We start from the raw sequence: 20,386 nt of genomic DNA, 5'->3' as shown, positions 1-20,386 counted from the left end.
GCCCGGCGCAAGAAAGCGATTCCATGGTTCCCCGCCTCTCCAGGTCTCTCACCCGCGCGACCGTTCGCACTGCATTGTTCGGCAGCGTCAGCGTCGTGGCACTTCTCGCCAATACGCCGGTGGTCGCGCGGCCGTTTGGATCGAGCTGGACGGTGTCACCGTCAGCCGCGGCGATGGCGGCTTCGCAGTCGGCAGCGCAGGACGCGGCAGCAGCCGCCAAGCAAGGCCAGGATGCGATGGCGCGGGCCACGCGCGCCATCCAGGCGATCCAGGGCCTGCAGAACGCAGCGCGCGCCGCGGCGCAGACCTCGCAGCGTTCGGTGACGTTGCCGCAGGTCGCAGTGCCCAACGGCCTTGCGACCGGCGGCCTGCAGGTGGCGCCGGGATGGCAGGGCGCGAATGCGCCGACGCAGGCGATCGACGCCGCCGGTCAGACCCAGGTCGGCATCGCGCAGACCAGGGCGCAGGCGATCCTCAACTGGAATTCATTCAACGTCGGCGCGCGCACCACGCTGACCTTCGACCAGCAAGGCAATGCGAACTGGGTGGCGCTCAACCGCGTGGTCGGCAGCACGGCGCCGAGCCAGATTCTCGGCAACATCAAGGCGGACGGCTCGGTCTATGTGATCAACCAGAACGGCATCATCTTCGGCGGCGCGAGCCAGGTGAATGTCGGCTCGCTGATCGCCTCGACCGCCAACATCACCGACACCCAGTTCCTGCGCAATGGCATCTACGCGCAGCAGGCGAGTGGCCAATACGTGCCGAGCTTCACCGATGCCCGCGGCGCGGTGAGGGTGGAGGCCGGCGCGCTGATCTCGACCAACGCACCGTCATCGGTGACGCAGGGTGGCGGCTTCGTCCTGCTGATGGGAACCGAGGTCAGCAATGCCGGCTCGATCAGCGCGCCGCGAGGCCAGGTGCAGCTCGCCGCCGGCAACGACTTTCTGCTGCGGCCGGGTTACAGCACGGATGCCAACCAGGCCTCGACCACGCGCGGCAACGAAATCTCGCCGATCGTGCGCGACGCGATCGCTGCCGTCGGCAATTCCGGCCTGATCTTCGCCCAGCAAGGCGACATCACGCTTGCGGGCCGCAGCATCACCCAGGACGGGGTGCTTGTCGCCACGACCTCGGTCAACACCCGCGGCACGATCCATCTCCTCAACGCGGCGTCCGACGCCGCGGGCAGCGTCACACTCGCCGGTGGCAGCCTGACCGCGATCCTGCCCGAGCTCGACAGCAGCGACACCGCGCTCGACAGCCAACGCAGTCAGCTGGTCACCGATTCCAAGGCCTTCACCCACGCCCCGGTCGCCAACGCCCAGTTCGATAATCTTTCGCAACTCGCCGACCGGCTCGACCAGGGACGTATCGAGATCGTCAGCGGCGGCAGCGTCAACTTCAAGGACGGCTCGACCACGCAGGCGCAGGGCGGCCAGGTGGCGGTTAGCGCCGGCCGCCGCGTCTTCGCCGAGAGCGGATCGATCATCGACGTCTCGGGCGTGCGCGGCGTGCTGCTACCGATGTCGACCAATAACCTCCTGATCAACGTGCAAGGCAACGAGCTGCGCGACTCGCCGGCCAATCGTGATCGGGACAATCTGAAGAACGCGGACGTCTGGATCGATGCGCGCGATCTGGTGCTGGTGCCGGCGGGCACCGGCGGCTATGCGACCGACCGCTACTATACGCCGGGCGGCCTGCTCGAGGTCTCGGGATATCTCGCCAATACCGCCCACAGGATCGGCGAATGGGCCGCGGTCGGCGGCACCGTGACGCTGTCGGCGCAGGAAGTCGTGGCGCAGAAGGGGGCGGTGTTCGACGTCTCCGGCGGCTCGATCAGCTATCAGGGCGGCTACATCCGCACCACCAATTTCCTTGGCGCGGACGGCCGTCTCTACAGCGTCAACCAGGCACGCGCCGATATGCAGTTCTACGGCTTTGGCGCGGGCTTCATTCGCGAGCACAAGCTCGGCGGCAAGGTTGCACCGAATCTGACCGAGGTCTGGACCAGCCCGTTCGGCAAGGGCCGCGTGACCACCCGCTGGGAGGACGGCTACACCATCGGCCGTGACGCCGGCTCTCTCGTCCTGTCCACGCCGACGGCAGTGTTCGAAGCTGATATCGTCGCTGATGTCGTCACCGGTTCACGCCAGACGACGGCGCGGCCGGACGGCACCGCCGACGGCTACAAGCTGTCTCAGAATGTCGCGCCGCTCCAGGGCAAGCTCGCGCTCGGTGGCTATCCGGGGCTCGGCCTCACCAGTGCATCCGCCGCGCAGGTCATCTTCGGCCGAACGCCTGACATCACCGATGCGCTGAACGTCACGTCGGTTTTGCCCGACGATCGGATCGGGACTGCATTGTTCAATTCGGACGCGCTCAATGCCGCCAGGCTGGGCGGTCTCAACGTTGCGAGCAGCAAGGAAATCCTCGTCGAGGCCCCGCTCGAGCTTGCTCCTGGCGCGCAGGTGACCTTCATGGCGCCGCATGTCGAGATCGGCGCGAACGTCACGGCGCGTGGTGGCAGCGTGACGCTGACCAATCTCATGCATGCCGTGCTCGGTCAGGGGCAGAACGAGCAATGGTGGGCGCTCAACGATGCGAACGGCAAGTCGCAGGTCACGATCGGCCAGAACGTCGCCGTCGATCTCAGCGGGTTGTGGAGCAACGAGCTGACTGGAACCGATGGATCCGGCCGGGCGCATCTGGATGGCGGAAATTTCACCGTTTCGACCACAGGCGGCATAACGCTTGCGAGCGGGTCGCTCATCGATGTGTCGTCAGGTGGCGCCATCCTGGTGACTGGCAAGACGAAAGGCGGCAAGGGCGGCAATGTCAGCCTCGTCGCCAATGACTATTCGCATCTGGCCTGGACGCAGTTCTTCACCAACCCGCTCATCCTCGATGGCACCATCCGCGCTTACGGCTTCGCCGGCGGCGGCACACTGACGCTCAACGCGGGCCAGCAGATATCGATCGGCGAGGCCGTGGCCGATGCGCTGGTGCTCGATCCCGCGATCTTCCAGTCCGGCTTCACGGCCTACAACGTCAGCAGCAACACGGGCATCCGGATCGGCGAAGGCGCCCGTGTGGACGCCGAGGTGCCGGTCTATCGCTTCACCCCGCGCAGCTTCATCACGCCAAGCGGGAGCCTCGTCATGGAGGCCGCGGACCTCTGGACGCCTGCCAAATTCACGATCAACTCCTTCACGCACAGCGCCACGCAGCGCGTCGGCGCCGATCTGACGTTCTGGAGCCTGCATGACTTCACGCTGGCGAAGGGCGCGTCGATCAACGTCGATCCGGGGCGTTCGGTCTCGATCTTCGCCAATCGCCAGACTGTCATCGACGGTGCGATCAGGGCACCCGCCGGCAATATCCTGATCACGAGCCTGCAGGACGCGCCAGGTGATACCCGCTACAATATGGGTTACGGCGAGTTCGGCCTGACGCGTTCGTTCTGGATCGGCAACGACGCGGTGCTGGATGTCTCTGCGCGAGATGCAGTAGCGCCTGACGATCGTGGGGTTTCTTATGCGGCTGTGCCTGATGGCGGCACGATCCGCATCGGCGGCATAGGGGCGCTTGATTCAGACGGCTATCCCGTCGTCAGCGATGCGTTCGTGATCATTCGCCCGGGCGCGCTGATCGACGCGTCCGGTACCTCCGCGCTCGTCTATGTCCAAAATGGCTGGAACTATGTTCCGACGTCAGCCGCAAGTGATGGCGGAACGATCTCGCTTTATTCGAGCCTCGGCATGGTGCTCGACGGTACCTTGCGTGCGGCTGGGGGCGGCAGCGGCGCGTCCGGCGGCTCGCTGAACCTGACAATGTCGGGACGCGGCTATATTGTGGGGCAGCCAAACGCGAACGCGCCCTATGCCGTCGGTGACTTGCCGGAAGCGTTCCAGAGGTCGCGCGATATCACCCTCGTGCAACGCGCGCCAGGCGGCGGGTTGAGTGCCGATCTGTTGCCCGGCGCGGCCGATCCGGCCCTGCGATTCGGACGAGCGGTCATCGGCGTCGACCAGATCGAGAAGGGTGGCTTCGGCTCTCTCGCGCTCTACACGCGCGATCTTCTCGTCTTTGACGGCAGTGTGGATCTCGCGCTGTCACGCGGCCTTCGCCTTTCCAGCGGCGTCATCGCCGCCGCTCCTGACACATCGAACGGCACAATCAGCCTGTCCGCGCCCTATGTTCGTTTCGATGGCGTTTACGACGCGGCAAAGGCGCAAGCGCAGGTCGGGTATTCCCCCGGGATCAACGATCTTCACGTTCGGAACCCGGCGGACGGCGGCATTTTCGTGGTCTCGGGCGACCTGATCGACGTCTATGGCTCCGTCCAGTTCGGAGCCACGGGCAAACAGGGCAGTGGAGCCGTGGATCTTGGGCGTCCCATCAGCGTTCCGTTCGATGCTCGCGGCTTTCGTCAGGTCGCGCTGCAGAGCCGTGGCGATATCCGATTTGGCAACGGCGGCCTGGATGTTGAAAATCTCGCGCTGACCGCCGAGCAGATCTATCCTTTGAGCGGCGCAGTCGCCGTCGTCAACGTTGGGCTCCGTCCAAATGGCATCAGTGCCGGCTATGACCCCGACGCCCATCTCGTCATCCGCCGCAACGACGACCAGACACCGGCGGTACCGGCTTCGGTCTTTGGCGATCTGACCCTTGTTGCCGCCAATATCGATCAGGGCGGCGTTCTTCGCGCGCCACTGGGGCGCATCTGGCTCAACAACAATGTTGGCCCATCCAACGCGCATATCGTCTTGCGCAGCGGCAGCATGACCTCCGCAAGCGCAGGCGGCTTGATCATGCCGTTTGGCGGCACCTCGGACGGCATCACCTATCAGGGCGCGGACGGTACACTGCGCAATCTGGCGAGCGCCGCTTACGACGATCATTTAGGTGACATCAAGATCGCCAGCGGCGTTTCGATCAACGCCGCGTCAGTCGTCGGTGAGGCCGGTGCCGTGCTCGACCTGACTGGCGGCGGCACACTCACCGGCGCGGGCTTCATCTCCGGTCGTGGCGGCTCGGTCGACGTGCTGAAGACGGCGCTCGTCAATGCCAACCCGGTCAACAGCTACAGCTCTGCGGGCAACAAGGTCTACGCAATCGTGCCCGGTTACGCCGCCGACTACGCGCCGGTGATCGCAACCAATGGCGCCGGCGATCCGGCGATCGGCCAGCAGATCACGCTGCCCTCCGGCGTGCCGGGAGTGCCGGCGGGCACCTACACGCTGCTGCCGTCGAGCTACGCGCTGGTGCCTGGCGGCTATCGCGTCGAGCTTGGTGCGACCGGAACAACCATCACGGCTTCCGTCGCTGCGGGCAATGGCTCCGTCGTCACATCGGGTTTTCTCGGTGTTGCCAATACCGGTATCAGGGACGCGTTACCGACGCGGGTGATCCTCACGTCGGGCCAGACCGCGCGGCTCTATTCGCAATACAACGAGACCGGCTATGCCGATTTCGAGCGTGCGCAAGCGGCCTCATTCGGCGGCTTCCGGCCGCGTCTGCCGGAAGATGGCAAGATCCTCGAGATCGGACTTGCCCAGCAGTCGGACAACACCAAATCACTGTCCTTCGCTGGCACCGCATTGTTCGATGGCGCCAAGGGCGGCATTGACGGCACGCTGATCGTCAGGCCGTCGATTGTCACGTCCGGTCCTGCCGTTCTGGACATCACCGCACCAGGGGTCTCGCCGATTATCGGGCATACGTCGGTCTCGAGCGACGACGTCAATGCCTTCAGGGCGCCGACGCTCATGCTGGGCGGCACCAGCACGTACTTTTCGGAGGACAATCCCGGGGCCGGCGCCAAGATTTATTTCGACGGACGGACGGCTGCGGCCGTCAACCTGCTCGACGGCACGCTGATCCGCGCCGGCCAGGTGTTCCTGGTCGGCAAGACGATCAGCATGTCGGGCGGTGCGACGATCGATACGCGCGGACTGAGCAGCGCCGCTGTCGATTCCACGCTCGGCTATGTCTACGGCAACATCGCGCCTTATTCGTCGGCAGATCCCGCAGGCAGCCCGGCCGTGCTCGCGGTCGCCAACGGCTGGTTCCAGTTCCTGGATGCGGTTGGACCCGGAAAGATCAGCATCGCGAGCGGTGCGTCGCTGCTGACCGACGGCAGCGTGGTGCTCGCCGCGCCGGGCGGGCTCACGATGGGCGACGTCAATTTCGGTGCGCGTTACCTCAACGTCACGCAGGAGCAGGTCAATGTCGGCAACGCGGCCGCGCTCGCCGCGGCGCAGGCCGCGGGGCAACTGCCGGCGGGCTGGAATCTCACCCAGGATGTGCTCGACAAGCTGCTGCGGCCGTCGACGACCGCCGGCAGCCCTGCGCTCGAGCAGCTCATCATCACGGCAAGCGGCGCCTTCAACCTGATCGGCAGTGTCGACCTCGACGCCACGCGCCGCGGCGGCGCCTCTTCGGATTCCCTCAAATTCGTTCTCAATACACCGGCGATTTATGGCCTGGGCTCCGCGGGCGACACTGCCACCATCACCGCCGACACGCTGGTCTGGAACGGCATTCGCACGGGCAACGGCAGCACCACGAGCCCTTATGGCAGCCAGGCGCCTGCCGCGGTTCTGCCCGGCGGGCCCGGCACGGGATCGGGTCATCTCGCCATCACCGCCAACGAGATACTGTTCGGCTATGACGCCTCGCTGAGCAGGCCGACCGATGGCGCAACGCTGAACCGCGTGGCGCTCGGCTTCTCCGACGTCACGCTGACTGCTGCGAAACGCATCACCGCGAACAGCAATGGCACGCTGAAGGTGGGGCTCAGCCAGGACAGTACGGGCGCCTTGCAGGGCGGTGCGCTCACCATTGCGACCCCGCTGATCACGGCGAGCGGCGGGGCTACGCTCGATGTCAGCGCGGGCGCAGCCTTGCGTCTGGTCGCACCAGTGGGGGCCGCGCCCGCCGACACGCGTGGCGCGACGGATCTCGGCGGAACGCTCTCCTTCACCGGAGACAGTGTATTTGCCGACACCGCATTCGCCTTGCCGTCCGGCAAGCTGACGCTGAATGCGACGCACGACGTCGTGCTCGGCGCAAACGCCACCGTCGACCTGTCGGGCCGCGGCATCGCCTTCTTCGACGTCACCAAGTACAGCTGGGGCGGCGATCTCATCCTGAGCTCCACCAACGGCAATATCGTCCAGAATACCGGCTCGGTGATCGATGTTTCGGCCGTGAACAATGCGGCCGGCTCGATCGCGGCCAAGGCGATCGACGCCGCGCATGGGCAGGTATCGTTCGCCGGCACGCTCAAGGGATCGTCGACGGGGGATTACGACAGCGGCCAGTTCACGGTCGCGGCGCAGAACTTCGGCGATTTCGCCGCGCTGAACGCCAAGCTCAACGGTGCCGGCTTTTTCAACGCCCGCAGCTTCGATCTCCGCCAGGGCAGCCTCGTCATCGGCGACGACGTCAAGGCGCGCTATGTGACGGTCTCGGTCGATCAAGGCAGCCTCACGGTCGCGGGGCGGATCGACGCGAGCGGGGCGAAGCCCGGTAACATCCGCCTGTCCGCGCGCGACGATCTCAGGCTCACCTCGAATGCCGTGCTCGATGTTCATGGCAATGTGCTTTGGATCGACAGCTACGGCGCGCCGATCGAAGCCAACAACACCGCGCATGTTGAGCTCACCACCACGCACGGCACCATGACGCTGGCTGCGGGCGCCACCATCGACATGACCTCGCCGGATGGCGTCGCACGGGGCAAGCTCGAGCTCAGCGCGCCGCGCCGCGGCGGCAGCGGCGGCGACGGTGCGGGCGCCAACGATATTGCAGTCGACGCGCGCGGCCAGCTCAATATCAGCGGAGCAAGCAGCATCGCGATGAACGGCTTCCGCACCTATGACCTTCCGGGCGGCAGCATCATCGATCAGGCCTATCTCGACGGTGTGCATGCCGACAGCACGCAGTTCATCAACGCGGCGCTCGCAAATGGCGACTTGCAGAACCGCCTTGCCGGGCTTGCGGCCTACGGCTCCGCCTTCCATCTGCGGCCCGGTGTTGCCATCACCTCAAGCGGCGATCTATCGACCAAGGGCGATCTGGATTTCTCCGGCTACCGCTATGGGCCGAACGCCGATCCGGCCGTGCGTGGCTCCGGCGAACCGGGTGTGCTGGTGGTGCGTGCCGCCAGCGATCTCAAGATCAACGGCAGCATCACCGACGGCTTCGCGCCGCCGCCGGCGTCGCCTGACGCGGTGACCGTGATTGCCACCGGCACGTTGCCTGCCGCCTACACCGTCACGACGAATGGCGTGATCCTCGGCAATGGCTCGACCATTCCGCGCGACGGCACAATCAACATGGAGTTGAAGCTCGACGACGGAAGCATCACGGCAAGCCCGAACGCCGCAAATTCGCTCCCTATCTCGATCACCTTGGCGGAGGACTTCACCGTGAGGGGACCCGCCAATCGGGTCAGGACGCTGAATGGTGGACGAATCATCGCTCCGGACAAGACCTACAATCCGGGTGATGTGTTGCCCCTTGGTACAGTATTTCCAGCCGGCACCGTGTTCGAAAAAGGCGTCTATTTCACCGGGCAGATCTTCATCAACGCAGGCATTAGCCTGACGCTTCAGCCTGTGACGCTGCCCGCAGGGACCAGCCTTGTCCTATTTGGGGGTTACACGTTCACTGCCGATACGCCGCTGCCCAAGGGCACGGTGCTGCCGGCCGGCATGACGAATATCAATCTGACCGGGCCCGGTGATCGCCAGATCTGGGCGATCGCCCCGATGCTCGCGCCGGGCACGCAGTCCTGGTCGATGCGGCTTCTGGGCGGCGCCGATCTTGCCAGCGCCGACAGCCGCACGTTGCAGTCCGCCAACGCGCTCGCCGGTTCGGGCAATGTGGTGTTGAACGATCCGTTCAACGTCACCATCAACAAGCCGACGACGACGGGCGTCAGTGTCCTGCGTACAGGCACGGGCGATCTCGAACTTCTCGCCGGCGGCAACTACGATCAGCAGACGCCGTTCGGCGTCTATACGGCGGGCACGGCGATCAGGGAGACCGGGACGGCCGCGAACGATCCTTACAACGTCGGTCGCGGCACATTGGCCGATGGCTCGCTGCTCGGATCGGCAAACGCGAACTATGAACCGACGCTGGGTTCGCAGCGGATGTATTACCCCGAGCACGGCGGCGACTTCCTGCTGGTCGCGCAGGGCGATGTCAAAGGCACGCTGGCGAAGCCCACGACCGAGATCGGGTCCTGGCTATGGCGCCAGGGCGGTTCGGAAATCGGCCAGCGGACCGCCTGGGGCATCAATTTCGGCAGCTATACCTACGATCAAATCCGCGACGCGAGCATTTTGAGCCTGGGACTGTCCACGTTCTCCGGTCTTGGCACGCTCGGCGGCGGCAACGTCACGCTGCAAGCGGGTGGCACGCTCGGCGGTGACGCAGGCCGCGGCGTCGTCGTCGCCGTCGGCGGCAGCGGCCGGGTGATGGCCGATGGCAGCCTTGTGCAGACCGGTGGCGGCACGCTGTCGGTGAAGGCCGGCGAGATCGGCACCGGCGGCAATCAGTTCGTCAATCTGCGTGGACGGATCGATATCGCCACGGGAGACTTCGGCAGCCTCACCGCGTCAAACTTTCGGGTCGATGGCGGGTCGGATCCGCGGCCGATCAACCCGCTGACACCTTATTCCATGACCACGCTGAGTGGTGGCGATTTCGCACCGGGCGACAGCGCGATCGACATCCGCGCGCGTGGCGATCTGGCGGTCGGAACCATTCTCGACCCGGGTCGTGTCGGCACCACCGGTCTCACCGCCGCCGGCAATGGCGACGAGGCAGCGAGCTGGTTCACGCTGTGGACCGGGACCACCGCACTCGACATGATGGCCGCCGGTGGTTCGCTCTCGCCGGGTGGTGGCCCGGCCATCTCCCGCTTCCTGCCCTCGATCATGCGGGCGGTCGCCGCGAACGGAAACATCTACGGACTTGGCGGGGGAATGCTGCTGCCGTCACCGAACGGTGCGTTCGAGGTTTTCGCGCAAGGATCGATCTTCGGCAACACACTCGAGACCGGTCTCCTGACGACGCCGGCGTCGGCTCTGGCAACGCCGTTCAGGCCCGGCTGGGCGAGCTTGACGAATGGACTGAGTATCACTGCGTCCAATTACTGGGGCGACTACAATGCGCTAAGCGATCAAATCAACGGCGCGCAAGCCGTTTATTCTTACGGCACCGGCGGACAGCCCTTCGTCTTCGATGCGAACACGGTGAAGGACAGGGTCGTGCCGGCCCAAAGCGATCTGTCGCGCATCTATGCTGTGAACGGCGACATCACGAGCATTACCTATGGCCGGATTCTGACAACAAGCCAGTTCGTCGCTGGCGCGAACGTCTACAGCGTGACTTATCAGGCAGTAAGGCCGCTGCAGATGCTGGCGGGCGGCGACATCGTCGATACGATGGGCCTGATCCTGCATAGCGATCAGAACGACGTCTCGACCATCGCGGCCGGCGGCAGCATCATCTATGCTGGCTGGCCAGGGCTCCAAATCGCGGCGAAGCAAGGATGGGCGATCGCCGGGCCGGGCACGCTCGAAATCACGGCGGGCAGGAGCATCTATCAGGGATCTACAGCCACAGTCGAAAGCATCGGAGCTCTCGCTGCGGGCGACAAACGGCCCGGTGCCGGCGTGGTCATGCAGGCTGGAGTCGGCGCCGGCGAGATCGGCATTGGACAAGTGGACTGGGCCGGGTTTGCCAGGCTCTATCTCGATCCGAACAATCTCGCAGGCGCGGGACCGCTCGCCGACCAGCACGGCAAGGTTGCCAAGACCTATGGGGATGAGCTTTATGACTGGCTGACGGAACGCTTCGGCTATGGCGGGACAAAGGCCGATGCCCTCGGTTACTTCGTCACGCTGCCGGAGGCGCAGCAGCGCATCTTCCTGCGGCAGGTCTACTATGCCGAGCTGACCGCGGGTGGGCGCGAATACAATGACGCGGGTCGGTCACGCGCCGGCTCTTATCTGCGCGGGCGCGAGGCGATCGCGACGCTATTCCCGAATCCGTCCGCCTACCGTGGGGACATCACGATGTTCACGGCGGCCTCCGGCACGCTGGGCAAGCCGAACTACAAGATTCAAAGCGGCTTTGTTCACACCGATTTCGGCGGCGACATCCAGTTCCTGACGCCGGGCGGCGGCGTCACGATCGGCACAGAAGGGCTGCTGCCGGGCGCCGATGCGGGCCTCATCACCCAGGGCGCGGGCAACATCCAGATCTATTCGCAGAACAGCGTGCTGATGGGCCTGTCGCGCATCATGACGACGTTCGGCGGCAACATCGTGATCTGGTCGGCGGAGGGCGACATCAACGCGGGCCGTGGCGCCAAGACCACGGTGATCTATACGCCGCCCAAGCGTACATATGACAACTACGGCAATATCACGATATCGCCGGTGGTGCCGTCCAGCGGCGCCGGCATCGCAACGCTGCAACCGATCCCGGAGGTGGCGCGCGGAACCGTCGATCTGATCGCGCCGCTCGGCACAGTCGATGCGGGCGAGGCCGGAATCCGTGCGTCGAGCTTCGTTAACATCGCTGCGCTGCATATCGTCAACGCCGCCAACATTCAGGCGCAAGGCGGCGTGATCGGCGTGCCGCAGGTGCAGGCGCCCAACATGGGCGCCCTGAGCGAAGCCTCGAACACGGCGGGCGCCGCTGCCAAGCAGGCCGCCGTGCCGCCGCCGCAGACCAACGAGCAGCCCTCCGTCATCATCGTCGAAGTGCTCGGCTATGGCGGGGGCGACGGCAGCGATGATCAAAAGCGGCGCGGCAACGACAAGCAAAGCCAGTACGACCCGAACAGCGCCTTCCAGTTGATCGGCGATGGCCAGTTGAACGCGGAGCAGTTGAAGAAGCTGACCCCGGATGAGCGCCGTCAGGTGGTGAACTAAAGCGCGATGACTTGACTTCGAATCGAGCAGGCTCCGCTTCACCTCGCCCCGCGGGCGGTAGGGCAATCGCATATGGCGTCGGCAGTGTTCCGACACTGGCAATTCCGACGTCGTCATGGCCAGGCTTGTCCCGGCCGTCCACGTCTTTGTCACGCGGCAATCAAAGACGTGGATGCCCGGCCCAAGGCCGGGCATGAGGAGTTCGTGGAGAGATCGAGCCCATAAGCGATAGCCCCGCACTTGCGGGCGACGGGCGCTTGCACGATTTCGGAATATTGGAAGAATATCCCTGAGTTGCCCGACGTGTCAAGTTGTCCTGTCGAACGCCAGCAGTCGTCAGCTCCTTTGCATGGGGTTGTTTTCGATATTTTGGTAGCGCACACCTGTGACGGCAGGGCAATCGTACTCGACCACTCTACAGACTTCGTCATGCCCGGCCTTGGGCCCGGTATCCACGTCTTACTTTCCGCGTCGCAAAGACGCGGATGGCCGGGCATCGGCGATACCGGCTAACCCGCCGCGCGGGGCAGGGAACCGTTTGCCGTGATCTCGGCCGAGAGCTCCTCGATGGTCTTGCGCTGCTCCATGGCGGCGCGCCGGATCAGCGCAAAGGCGGCCGGCTCGGCGAGTGCATGGGTGTGCATGACCTGAAGGACGGCGGCGAGCACGACGCGGCGGGATCGAAGACGCTGTTCGAGCTTGAGCACCTGCTGCTTCAGCTCATTGGTGCGCTCGCTTCGCTCGAAGGCGAGGACCAGCGCGGCATAGATGCCGGCCGAGCGCAGCGGCTTGACCAGGAACGAGGCCGGATCGAGGTCGAGCACCAGCTTGAGGCGGCTCGGCGTCTCGGTGCCGAGCAGGGCGATGACCGGGCTTCGCCCCAGCGACGCGCGCTGCGCCGGCGAGGTGAGCGGCAGGAACTCGTCGTCGATCAGCGTCACGTCCCGCCGGTCGTCGATATCGGCACCGCCGTCCCATGTGACGATGTCGATCCCGAGACGCTCGAACTGACGCCTGACGATGGTGGCGTCGCGCTCGTCCTTGATGGCGACGAGCGCCTTGCGCCCGCGCAGCGAAAATGACGACGGCTTGCTCATTTCACAACCCGCAAATGCGGCGCATTCGGCAACGTTCCATCCCTTGCGGGGCCGGCGGCGATGTCGAGCTGCGTCAGATAAGGATCCGGCTTAACCGGAGCTTCAGCTTCCCAGAAGATGTCAAACTGTCCTTCGGCGTTGGAGACGGCGAGCCGCGGCGTCAGGACGCAGTGGTTGTTGCTGCCGTCGATCCAGACCGGGCCTTGCGGCGAATTGTAGCGATGGCCGGCCGCGGCACGCCGTACCTCGCCGATATCGGACGTGCCGGCACGCTGCAGCGCGCGGGCCAGCAGATAGACCGCGACATAGGCGGACTGCCCGTCCACCGACGGGCTAGAGTGCGCGCCGTGACGCGCCTTCCAGCGCGCGACGAAGGCCTGGTTCTCGGGCAGCCGGATGCTTTCGAAATAGGCCGACGACGTGATGCAGCCGGCCGATGCGGGACCTGCGATCTTGAGCTCGGGCTCGCACAGGCTGCAGCTCAGCATCGGGATATCGAGGCCGGCGGCAGTGGTCGCGGCATGAAACGCGCGGATGAAATCATAGCTCGAACTGCCGACCAGCGTGTTGAAGACAACCGGCGGCCGGCGCCGCACGATCTCGTCGACGATATGCGTGACCGCGCTTTCACCGAGCTCGAGCAGGCGTTCCGCGAGAATCCGTCCCCGCGCCGCCGTCACCAGCTCGCGGGTGACGCGGTTGGTTTCCCAAGTCCAGACATAGTTGGAGCCGACGCAGAAAATCTCGCGCGACAGATTGTCGAGCACGTAGCGCACCAGCGGCAGCACGTTGTGATTGGGCGAGGCGCCGACATAGATGACGTTGTCGGAGCATTCGAACCCCTCGTAGCGCGCCGGATACCACAGCAGGCGGTCGGTGCGCTCGACGATCGGGAGCACCTGCTTGCGGGAAGCCGAAGTGTAGCAGCCGATGATGTGCTCGACCCCGACATTGCGAATGAGGTCGTCGCAGACCGTATGATATTCCGAAATGACGCCGCGGGGATCGCGGACATGCGCCGATATCGCGAAGTCGAACTCATCCTGCTCGTTGATCTCGTCGACCGCCATCATGGCGCTCTTCAGGATCTCGCGCCCCATGGCCTGATAGGGCCCATGCTGCGAGCAGATAATGCCAACGGGAATGGACGGCTTTGTCATCGACGACTTTCAGTGCAACTCATGCAGGAAACCATCTTCGCAGAGGCCGGTGCAAGAGGTCATGCCAATTTGCTGCGCAGCACCTCGCGAAATTTGTGCAGCCAGCCTCGTTGACAACGCGCTGCACACCTCCTTAGAATTTTCTCCTACAGGGCTTCCTGTCGAACCTTGCGTGCGTCGATTTGGCCGATGACGTCCCGATCGCCGCGCAGAGTGCTCCGTTCGATCCCGGACCCACGCGATAGTTCATAGCCGCGGCATTTGGGCCATTCGTCACCTTCGTTTGGAGGGGCGGGTGGCTTTTTGCTTTTGCCGCCAAACAAATTGGCGACACATCCGTGTCGCCAAGCCGGAAGCGCATGCGCGTGATGGGCAGTGCCTGCGCTTGCGTCGTGCCAAATGCAGGCCAAGCGCGGGGATGAGAAGCGATGCCGACGACGGATCTTCACTATCTCGGTCTCATTGAGGTCGGGCAGCAAATCCAGGCCAAAAAGCTCTCGCCGGTCGAGGTGACCAGAGCGATGCTCGGGCGGATCGAGCAGTTCGACGGCCAGCTCAAGAGCTACGCTTATGTGATGGGCGATGCAGCGCTCGCCGAAGCCGCGACAGCTGAAAAGGAGATCGCGTCCGGCAAGATCAAGGGGCCGCTGCACGGCGTGCCGATCGCCGTCAAGGATTTGTGCTGGGTCAAGGGCGCGCCGGCCGCGCACGGCATGACCATTCATCGCGACTTCCGTCCGAGTGAGGATGCCACCGTGGTCGCGCGGCTGAAGGATGCCGGCGCCATCATCCTCGGCAAGCTGCAGCAGACCGAGGGCGCCTATGCCGATCATCACCCGAAGATCGATCCGCCGAAGAATCCGTGGAATGCCGATCTGTGGTCCGGCGCATCGTCGAGCGGTTCCGGCGTCGCCACCGCCGCGGGGCTTTGCTTCGGTTCGCTTGGAACCGATACCGGCGGGTCGATCCGCTTCCCCTCGGCGGCCAACGGCATCACCGGGTTGAAGCCGACCTGGGGCCGCGTCAGCCGTTACGGCGCTTTCGAACTCGCCGCAACGCTGGATCACATCGGCCCGATGGCGCGCAGCGCGGCCGATTGCGGCGCGATATTGGCCGTGATCGCGGGCCAGGATCCGAAGGACACCACGTCCGTGCCGCTATCCGTGCCGGACTATCTCGCTGGCTTGTCCGGAGACTTGCGCGGCGTGACGATCGGGGTCGATCGGCGCTGGACCAGCGAGGGCACCGACGGGGCGGCCGGCAAGGTGCTCGGCGAAGGTCTGCGGGTTGCCGCTGATCTCGGCGCGAAGATCAAGGAGATCACGTTCCCCGATCCGAAGGCGGTCATCGAGGACTGGTTCCCGCTGTGCGGCGTCGAAGTGGCCGTTGCGCACGAAGAAACCTATCCGGCACGCAAGGACGAATATGGTCCGGCACTCGCCGGCCTGCTCGATCTCGGCCGCGCGCAGTCCGGCATGGACTATCAGAAGATCGTGCTGCGGCGCGAGGCGTTTCGCGGCGCCGTGCGGCTGCTGTTCGAGACGGTCGATCTCATCGCGGTCCCGGCCCAGGCGTTTGCGGCACCGACATTGGCCAAGATGGCGGCGCTGGGTGAGGACCCGTCGCTGATCACCGGGCTGCTGCGTTTCACCTGTCCGTTCGACATGACGGGGAGCCCGACCGTGACGCTTCCCGGCGGCTTCGCGTCGAATGGCGGTCCGGTCGCCTTCCAGTTTGTCGGCCGTCATTTCGACGAGGCAAGTCTCGTCCGCGCCGGCGATGCTTTCCAGCGCATCACCGACTGGCACAAGCGCCATCCCGCGATCTGATTTGAGGAGCCGTTCGCATGACCGAAGACTGGTTGAAGAGTTCCATCATGGCCAAGCGGGCCGTTGCCAAGGGCGCGGCGGGCACGACCCATAGTTTGACGATCGAGCAACAGGGCAGCTTCCATTACGTCTATGGACCTTATGCCAAGCCGACCCTGTCGATCGATCCGGGCGGAGTGGTCGTCGTCGAGACTGAGGATGCTTTCGGCGGCGTGCTCACCAGCGAAAGCGACAGCCCTACGGCGAAGCTGAATTTCCCCTATCTGAACCCGCAATGCGGGCCGATCGCGGTCAAGGGCGCCAGGAAAGGCGATTGCCTCGCCGTCTATATCCGCGACGTCGAGACCCGCGGCGCGCAGCCGGCAGGCACCACCTGCATCATTCCGGAGTTCGGCGGCCTGGTTGGAACCGCGTCCACGGCGCTGCTCAATCCGCCGCTGCCGGAGCGCGTCAGGAAGTTGCACGTCGACCGCAACGGCGTGCGCTGGAACGACAAGATCACGCTGCCCTATGAGCCGTTCATCGGCACGATCGGCGTGTCGCCCGAAATCGAGGCGATCTCCTCGCTCCAGCCGGACTATCACGGTGGCAACATGGATCTGCCCGACGTCGCACCGGGCTCGATCATCTATTTTCCGGTGCATACCGAAGGCGGGCTGCTCTATGTCGGCGACTGCCACGCCACGCAGGGCGACGGCGAGCTCTCGGGCGTTGCGCTCGAGCAGCGCGCGACCGTCACGCTGCAGATCGATCTGATCAAGAACTGGAGCTTCGCCTGGCCGAGGCTCGAGACGCGCGACTTCATCATGACGATCGGCAGCGCGCGGCCGCTCGAGGATGCGGCGCGGATCGCCTATCGCGAACTCGTGCGCTGGATGAGCGCCGACTACGGCTTCGATGAGATCGACGCCTACATGCTGCTCAGCCAGGCCGGCCGCATGCGGCTCGGCAACATGGTCGACCCCAAATACACGATGGGGGCGTCGATCCTGAAGAATTACCTCAAGGCGTGACTTCCACATCTTTCAACGACAAGGAACATCGCGATGAATTCGGGGCGTATAGTCGGAATGGCTTTGCTTGGTGCCGTGCTCGGGACGGCGGTCATTGGTGCTGCTCAGGCGGCCGACCCGCCATTGAAGGTCGGCTTGCTGGAGGACGTCTCCGGCGATCTGGCATTCATGGGCATGCCGAAGCTGCATGGATCGCAGCTCGCGGTCGAGGAGATCAACAAGAGCGGCGGCATTCTCGGCCGCCAGATCGAGCTGATTCACCTTGATCCCCAAGGTGACAATGCCCGCTATCAGGAGTTCGGCCGAAGGCTGCTCAACCGCGACAAGGTCGACGTGCTGATCGGCGGCATTACCTCGGCGTCGCGCGAGGCATTGCGTCCGATCGTCGATCGCACCACCACGCCGTACTTCTACACGAACCAGTATGAAGGCGGCGTGTGCGACGCCAGCATGGTCAGCATGGGCGCGGTGCCGGAGCAGCAGTTCTCGACGCTGATCCCCTGGATGGTCCAGAAGTTCGGCAAGAAGGTCTATGTCATCGCGGCCGACTATAATTTCGGCCAGATATCTGCGGAGTGGAACCGCAAGATCATGAAGGACCTCGGCGGCGAGGTCGTGGGCGAGGAGTTCATCCCGCTCGGCGTATCGCAATTCGCGCAGACGATCCAGAATATCCAGAAGGCGAAGCCGGACTGGCTGCTGACGATCAATGTCGGTGCCGCACAGGACTCGTTCTTCGAGCAGGCGGCCGCCGCCAACCTCAATTTGCCGATGGGGTCCTCGATCAAGGTCATGCTCGGCTTTGAGCACAAGCGGTTCAAGCCGCCGGCGCTCAATAACATGCATGCGACCGCCAACTGGTTCGAGGAGATCGATACGCCCGAAGCCAACGATTTCAAAAAGCGCTGGCACGCCAAGTTCCCGGACGAGCTCTACATCAACGACATGGGCTACAACGCCTATAACGCGCTCTACATGTACAAGGCGCTGGTCGAGAAGGCGAAATCGACCAAGCTCGAGGACATGCGCAAGGTGATCGCGACCGGTGATGCCTGCATCGACGCGCCCGAGGGCAAAGTGTGCATCGATCCGAAGAGCCAGCACACGTCGCACCGCATGCGCCTGATCTCGGTCGGGCCCAAGCATGAGGTGACGGTCGAGAAGGACTACGGGACGATCCAGCCATACTGGCTTGGCGAGATCGGCTGCGACCTCACCAAGAAGAACGACAAGGATCAGTACACGCCGAGTCATCTTCCCAGCAAATCGTGACGCAATCGGGCACGAATCTTGCTCGTGCTTTGCATCACGGCTTTGAAGCGAACCGGCGCCGCAATGATGCGGCGCCGTGATCACGGAGAGTGGAATGTCGGCTGAACTCTTCTCGGTATTCTATCAGTTCGCCGACGTCTTCGCGTTCCTGATCCTGTCGGCAGCGGGCCTTGCCATCGTGTTCGGCATGATGGGCGTCATCAACATGGCGCATGGCGAGTTCATCATGTGCGGGGCCTATGTGACAGTCGGGCTCGTGAATCTCGGTGTGCCGCTCCCGATCGCCCAGATCCTGGCTGCACTGACCGCGGGAATCATCGGCATGATCGTCGAGTACCTGATCGTGCGGCGCTTTTACAAGCGTCCGCTCGACTCGCTGCTCGCCACCTGGGGCCTCAGCCTGATCGTGACACAGTCGATGCTGCTGATCGTAGGCTCCGCGGTGCGGGGCATCGGCACACCGGAAGGCAGCTTCGCGATCGGCGGCTACACGTTCTCGACCTATCGCCTTGTGCTGTTCGGCTGTGCGGTGGCGGTGCTGGCCGGGCTCTACATCATCTTCATGAAGACGCGCTTTGGCGTGATCGCGCGCGCCACGATGCAGAATGCGGCAATGGCGAAGGCGCTCGGCGCGCGGACGGGGCGCATCTATTCCATCAGCTTCGGGATCGGCACGGCGCTCGCGGGACTCTGCGGAGCGCTCTATGCGCCGACCATGACGCTGATCCCGACCATGGGCGCGACTTTCGTGGTCGAGAGCTTTGTCACCGTCGTGATCGGCGGTGCCAATGTCTTGCTCGGAACCGCACCGGCGGCGGTGTTCCTGGCGATGATCAGGATGGCGCTCAATGCGAGCTACGGGCAGATCATCGGGCAGATCGGCATGCTGTTTGCTGTGATCCTGATCATACGGGTGCTGCCTGAAGGGCTATCCAGCGTGCTGGTTCGTCGTGGGCGCTAGACGGGAATTTCTGATGTTGAAGCTGCTCGACGGTCCGCAGACGCTCGGACGCGGAAAGATCTTCTGGTCCTGCTTCCTCGCCGTGCTGGCGGGAGCGCTGATCTATCCGCTGTTCGCCGACTCCTATGATGTCGGCAACTTTGCCTACTTCCTGATCTGGATATTCATGGCGCTCGGGCTCTGCCTGATGTGGGGCTACGGCGGTATGCTGTCGTTCGGCCAGACCTTCTTCTTCGGCATCGCAGGCTACGGCTATGGCGTGCTCGCCATCAACATGGGCGGGGGAACGGCCACCGTCGCCGCGCTCGTGCTCTCGGTTGTCATCGCGATGATGGCGGCAGGGGTCCTCGGCTATTTTATGATCTGGGGTGGGATTAGCGGGATCTTCTTCGGCATCGTGACGCTGTCGGCAACGCTGGTGCTGGCCTTCTTCCTCGGGCAGACGGCAGGACCGGAATGGCATATCGGTCCGGCCCGGCTCAACGGCTTCAACGGCATGAAGGGGATGGATCCGCTCACGGTCGGCAGCTTCGATATCGAGGGTTCGGCGCTCTATTACCTCATGATCGCGCTGATCGTGATCGTCTACGTCGCGCTGCGCATGCTGGTGAACTCGAGCATCGGCAATGTGATCGTGGCGACGCGGGAAAATCCGCAGCGCGCCGAGATGCTCGGCTACGACGTCCGCAAGTATCAGCTCCTGACCTTCGTGATCGGCAGCGGCCTCGCGGGACTGAGCGGCGCGCTGTACACGTCCTGGGGGCAGTTCATCACGCCGTCCAGCATCGGCCTCCCGGCGGCGGCGATGCCGATCGTGTGGGTGGCGTTCTCCGGACGCAACGATCTCACCGCGACCCTGGTCGGGTCTTTCCTGCTGCTGTTCGGCTTCCAGACCATCACGGTCTACAGCCAGCAGGCCGCGCTGGTGCTGATGGGCGTGCTTCTGCTCGCCACCGTGATGCTGGCGCCGCAGGGCTTCGTGCTCGGTATCGGCAAGCTCGCCGTCGATTGGTGGAGCAGGCGCCGGCGGCGCGACGAGGCCCCGGCGCTGGCGGACGCCGGCCGTCTGCAATCGGATGAGACCTGAA

At 64.5% G+C, this 20,386-nt stretch carries 8 protein-coding genes; 6 read left to right on the top strand and 2 right to left on the bottom strand.

Annotated elements, in window-relative coordinates:
• Nucleotides 1-23 precede the first annotated feature (23 nt).
• Nucleotides 24-11,966, top strand: a complete 11,943-nt coding sequence (locus AC066Y_RS30090; protein WP_478277028.1) for a filamentous haemagglutinin family protein — start codon at nt 24-26, stop codon at nt 11,964-11,966.
• 509 nt (nt 11,967-12,475) lie between these two features.
• Here the strand turns inward: AC066Y_RS30090 and AC066Y_RS30085 are convergent.
• Both AC066Y_RS30085 and AC066Y_RS30080 read right to left on the bottom strand, forming a co-directional pair.
• Entirely contained in the window at nt 12,476-13,063 is a 588-nt protein-coding gene (locus AC066Y_RS30085) for an ANTAR domain-containing response regulator (protein WP_478277027.1), read from the bottom strand.
• Nucleotides 13,060-14,223 (bottom strand): transporter substrate-binding domain-containing protein, encoded by a 1,164-nt coding sequence (locus AC066Y_RS30080; RefSeq protein ID WP_478277026.1) that lies wholly within the window; start codon nt 14,221-14,223, stop codon nt 13,060-13,062. Before AC066Y_RS30080 ends, AC066Y_RS30085 begins: the two co-directional genes overlap by 4 nt.
• A 428-nt stretch (nt 14,224-14,651) precedes the next feature.
• Here AC066Y_RS30080 and AC066Y_RS30075 point away from each other — a divergent pair, with 428 nt between their 5' ends.
• From AC066Y_RS30075 to AC066Y_RS30055, 5 genes are all read left to right on the top strand, one after another.
• Nucleotides 14,652-16,052: an amidase gene (locus AC066Y_RS30075; RefSeq protein WP_478277025.1), complete on the top strand. Its 1,401-nt coding sequence runs from the start codon at nt 14,652-14,654 to the stop codon at nt 16,050-16,052.
• Between the two features lie 17 nt (nt 16,053-16,069).
• Nucleotides 16,070-17,065 (top strand): acetamidase/formamidase family protein, encoded by a 996-nt coding sequence (locus tag AC066Y_RS30070; protein WP_478277024.1) that lies wholly within the window; start codon nt 16,070-16,072, stop codon nt 17,063-17,065.
• Between the two features lie 57 nt (nt 17,066-17,122).
• Complete coding sequence (locus AC066Y_RS30065) at nt 17,123-18,337, top strand: urea ABC transporter substrate-binding protein (protein ID WP_176532274.1); 1,215 nt, start codon at nt 17,123-17,125, stop codon at nt 18,335-18,337.
• A 94-nt stretch (nt 18,338-18,431) separates the two neighbouring features.
• Complete coding sequence (locus tag AC066Y_RS30060) at nt 18,432-19,298, top strand: ABC transporter permease subunit (protein ID WP_092125405.1); 867 nt, start codon at nt 18,432-18,434, stop codon at nt 19,296-19,298.
• Nucleotides 19,299-19,311: 13 nt separating this feature from the next.
• Nucleotides 19,312-20,385 (top strand): branched-chain amino acid ABC transporter permease, encoded by a 1,074-nt coding sequence (locus tag AC066Y_RS30055; RefSeq protein WP_478277023.1) that lies wholly within the window; start codon nt 19,312-19,314, stop codon nt 20,383-20,385.
• Nucleotide 20,386 lies beyond the last annotated feature (1 nt).

It is taken from the genome of Bradyrhizobium sp. USDA3010 (assembly GCF_056429065.1).
The sequence above is the reverse complement of the archived record's forward strand: the minus strand, read 5'-3'. Positions and strand labels throughout refer to the sequence as shown.

Coding starts and splice junctions, on each gene's coding strand:
- AC066Y_RS30070 (WP_478277024.1), top strand. CDS start 16,070: ATGACCGAAGACTGGTTGAAGAGTTCCATCATGGCCAAGCGGGCCGTT.
- AC066Y_RS30060 (WP_092125405.1), top strand. CDS start 18,432: ATGTCGGCTGAACTCTTCTCGGTATTCTATCAGTTCGCCGACGTCTTC.
- AC066Y_RS30065 (WP_176532274.1), top strand. CDS start 17,123: ATGGCTTTGCTTGGTGCCGTGCTCGGGACGGCGGTCATTGGTGCTGCT.
- AC066Y_RS30085 (WP_478277027.1), bottom strand. CDS start 13,063: ATGAGCAAGCCGTCGTCATTTTCGCTGCGCGGGCGCAAGGCGCTCGTC.
- AC066Y_RS30075 (WP_478277025.1), top strand. CDS start 14,652: ATGCCGACGACGGATCTTCACTATCTCGGTCTCATTGAGGTCGGGCAG.
- AC066Y_RS30090 (WP_478277028.1), top strand. CDS start 24: ATGGTTCCCCGCCTCTCCAGGTCTCTCACCCGCGCGACCGTTCGCACT.
- AC066Y_RS30055 (WP_478277023.1), top strand. CDS start 19,312: ATGTTGAAGCTGCTCGACGGTCCGCAGACGCTCGGACGCGGAAAGATC.
- AC066Y_RS30080 (WP_478277026.1), bottom strand. CDS start 14,223: ATGACAAAGCCGTCCATTCCCGTTGGCATTATCTGCTCGCAGCATGGG.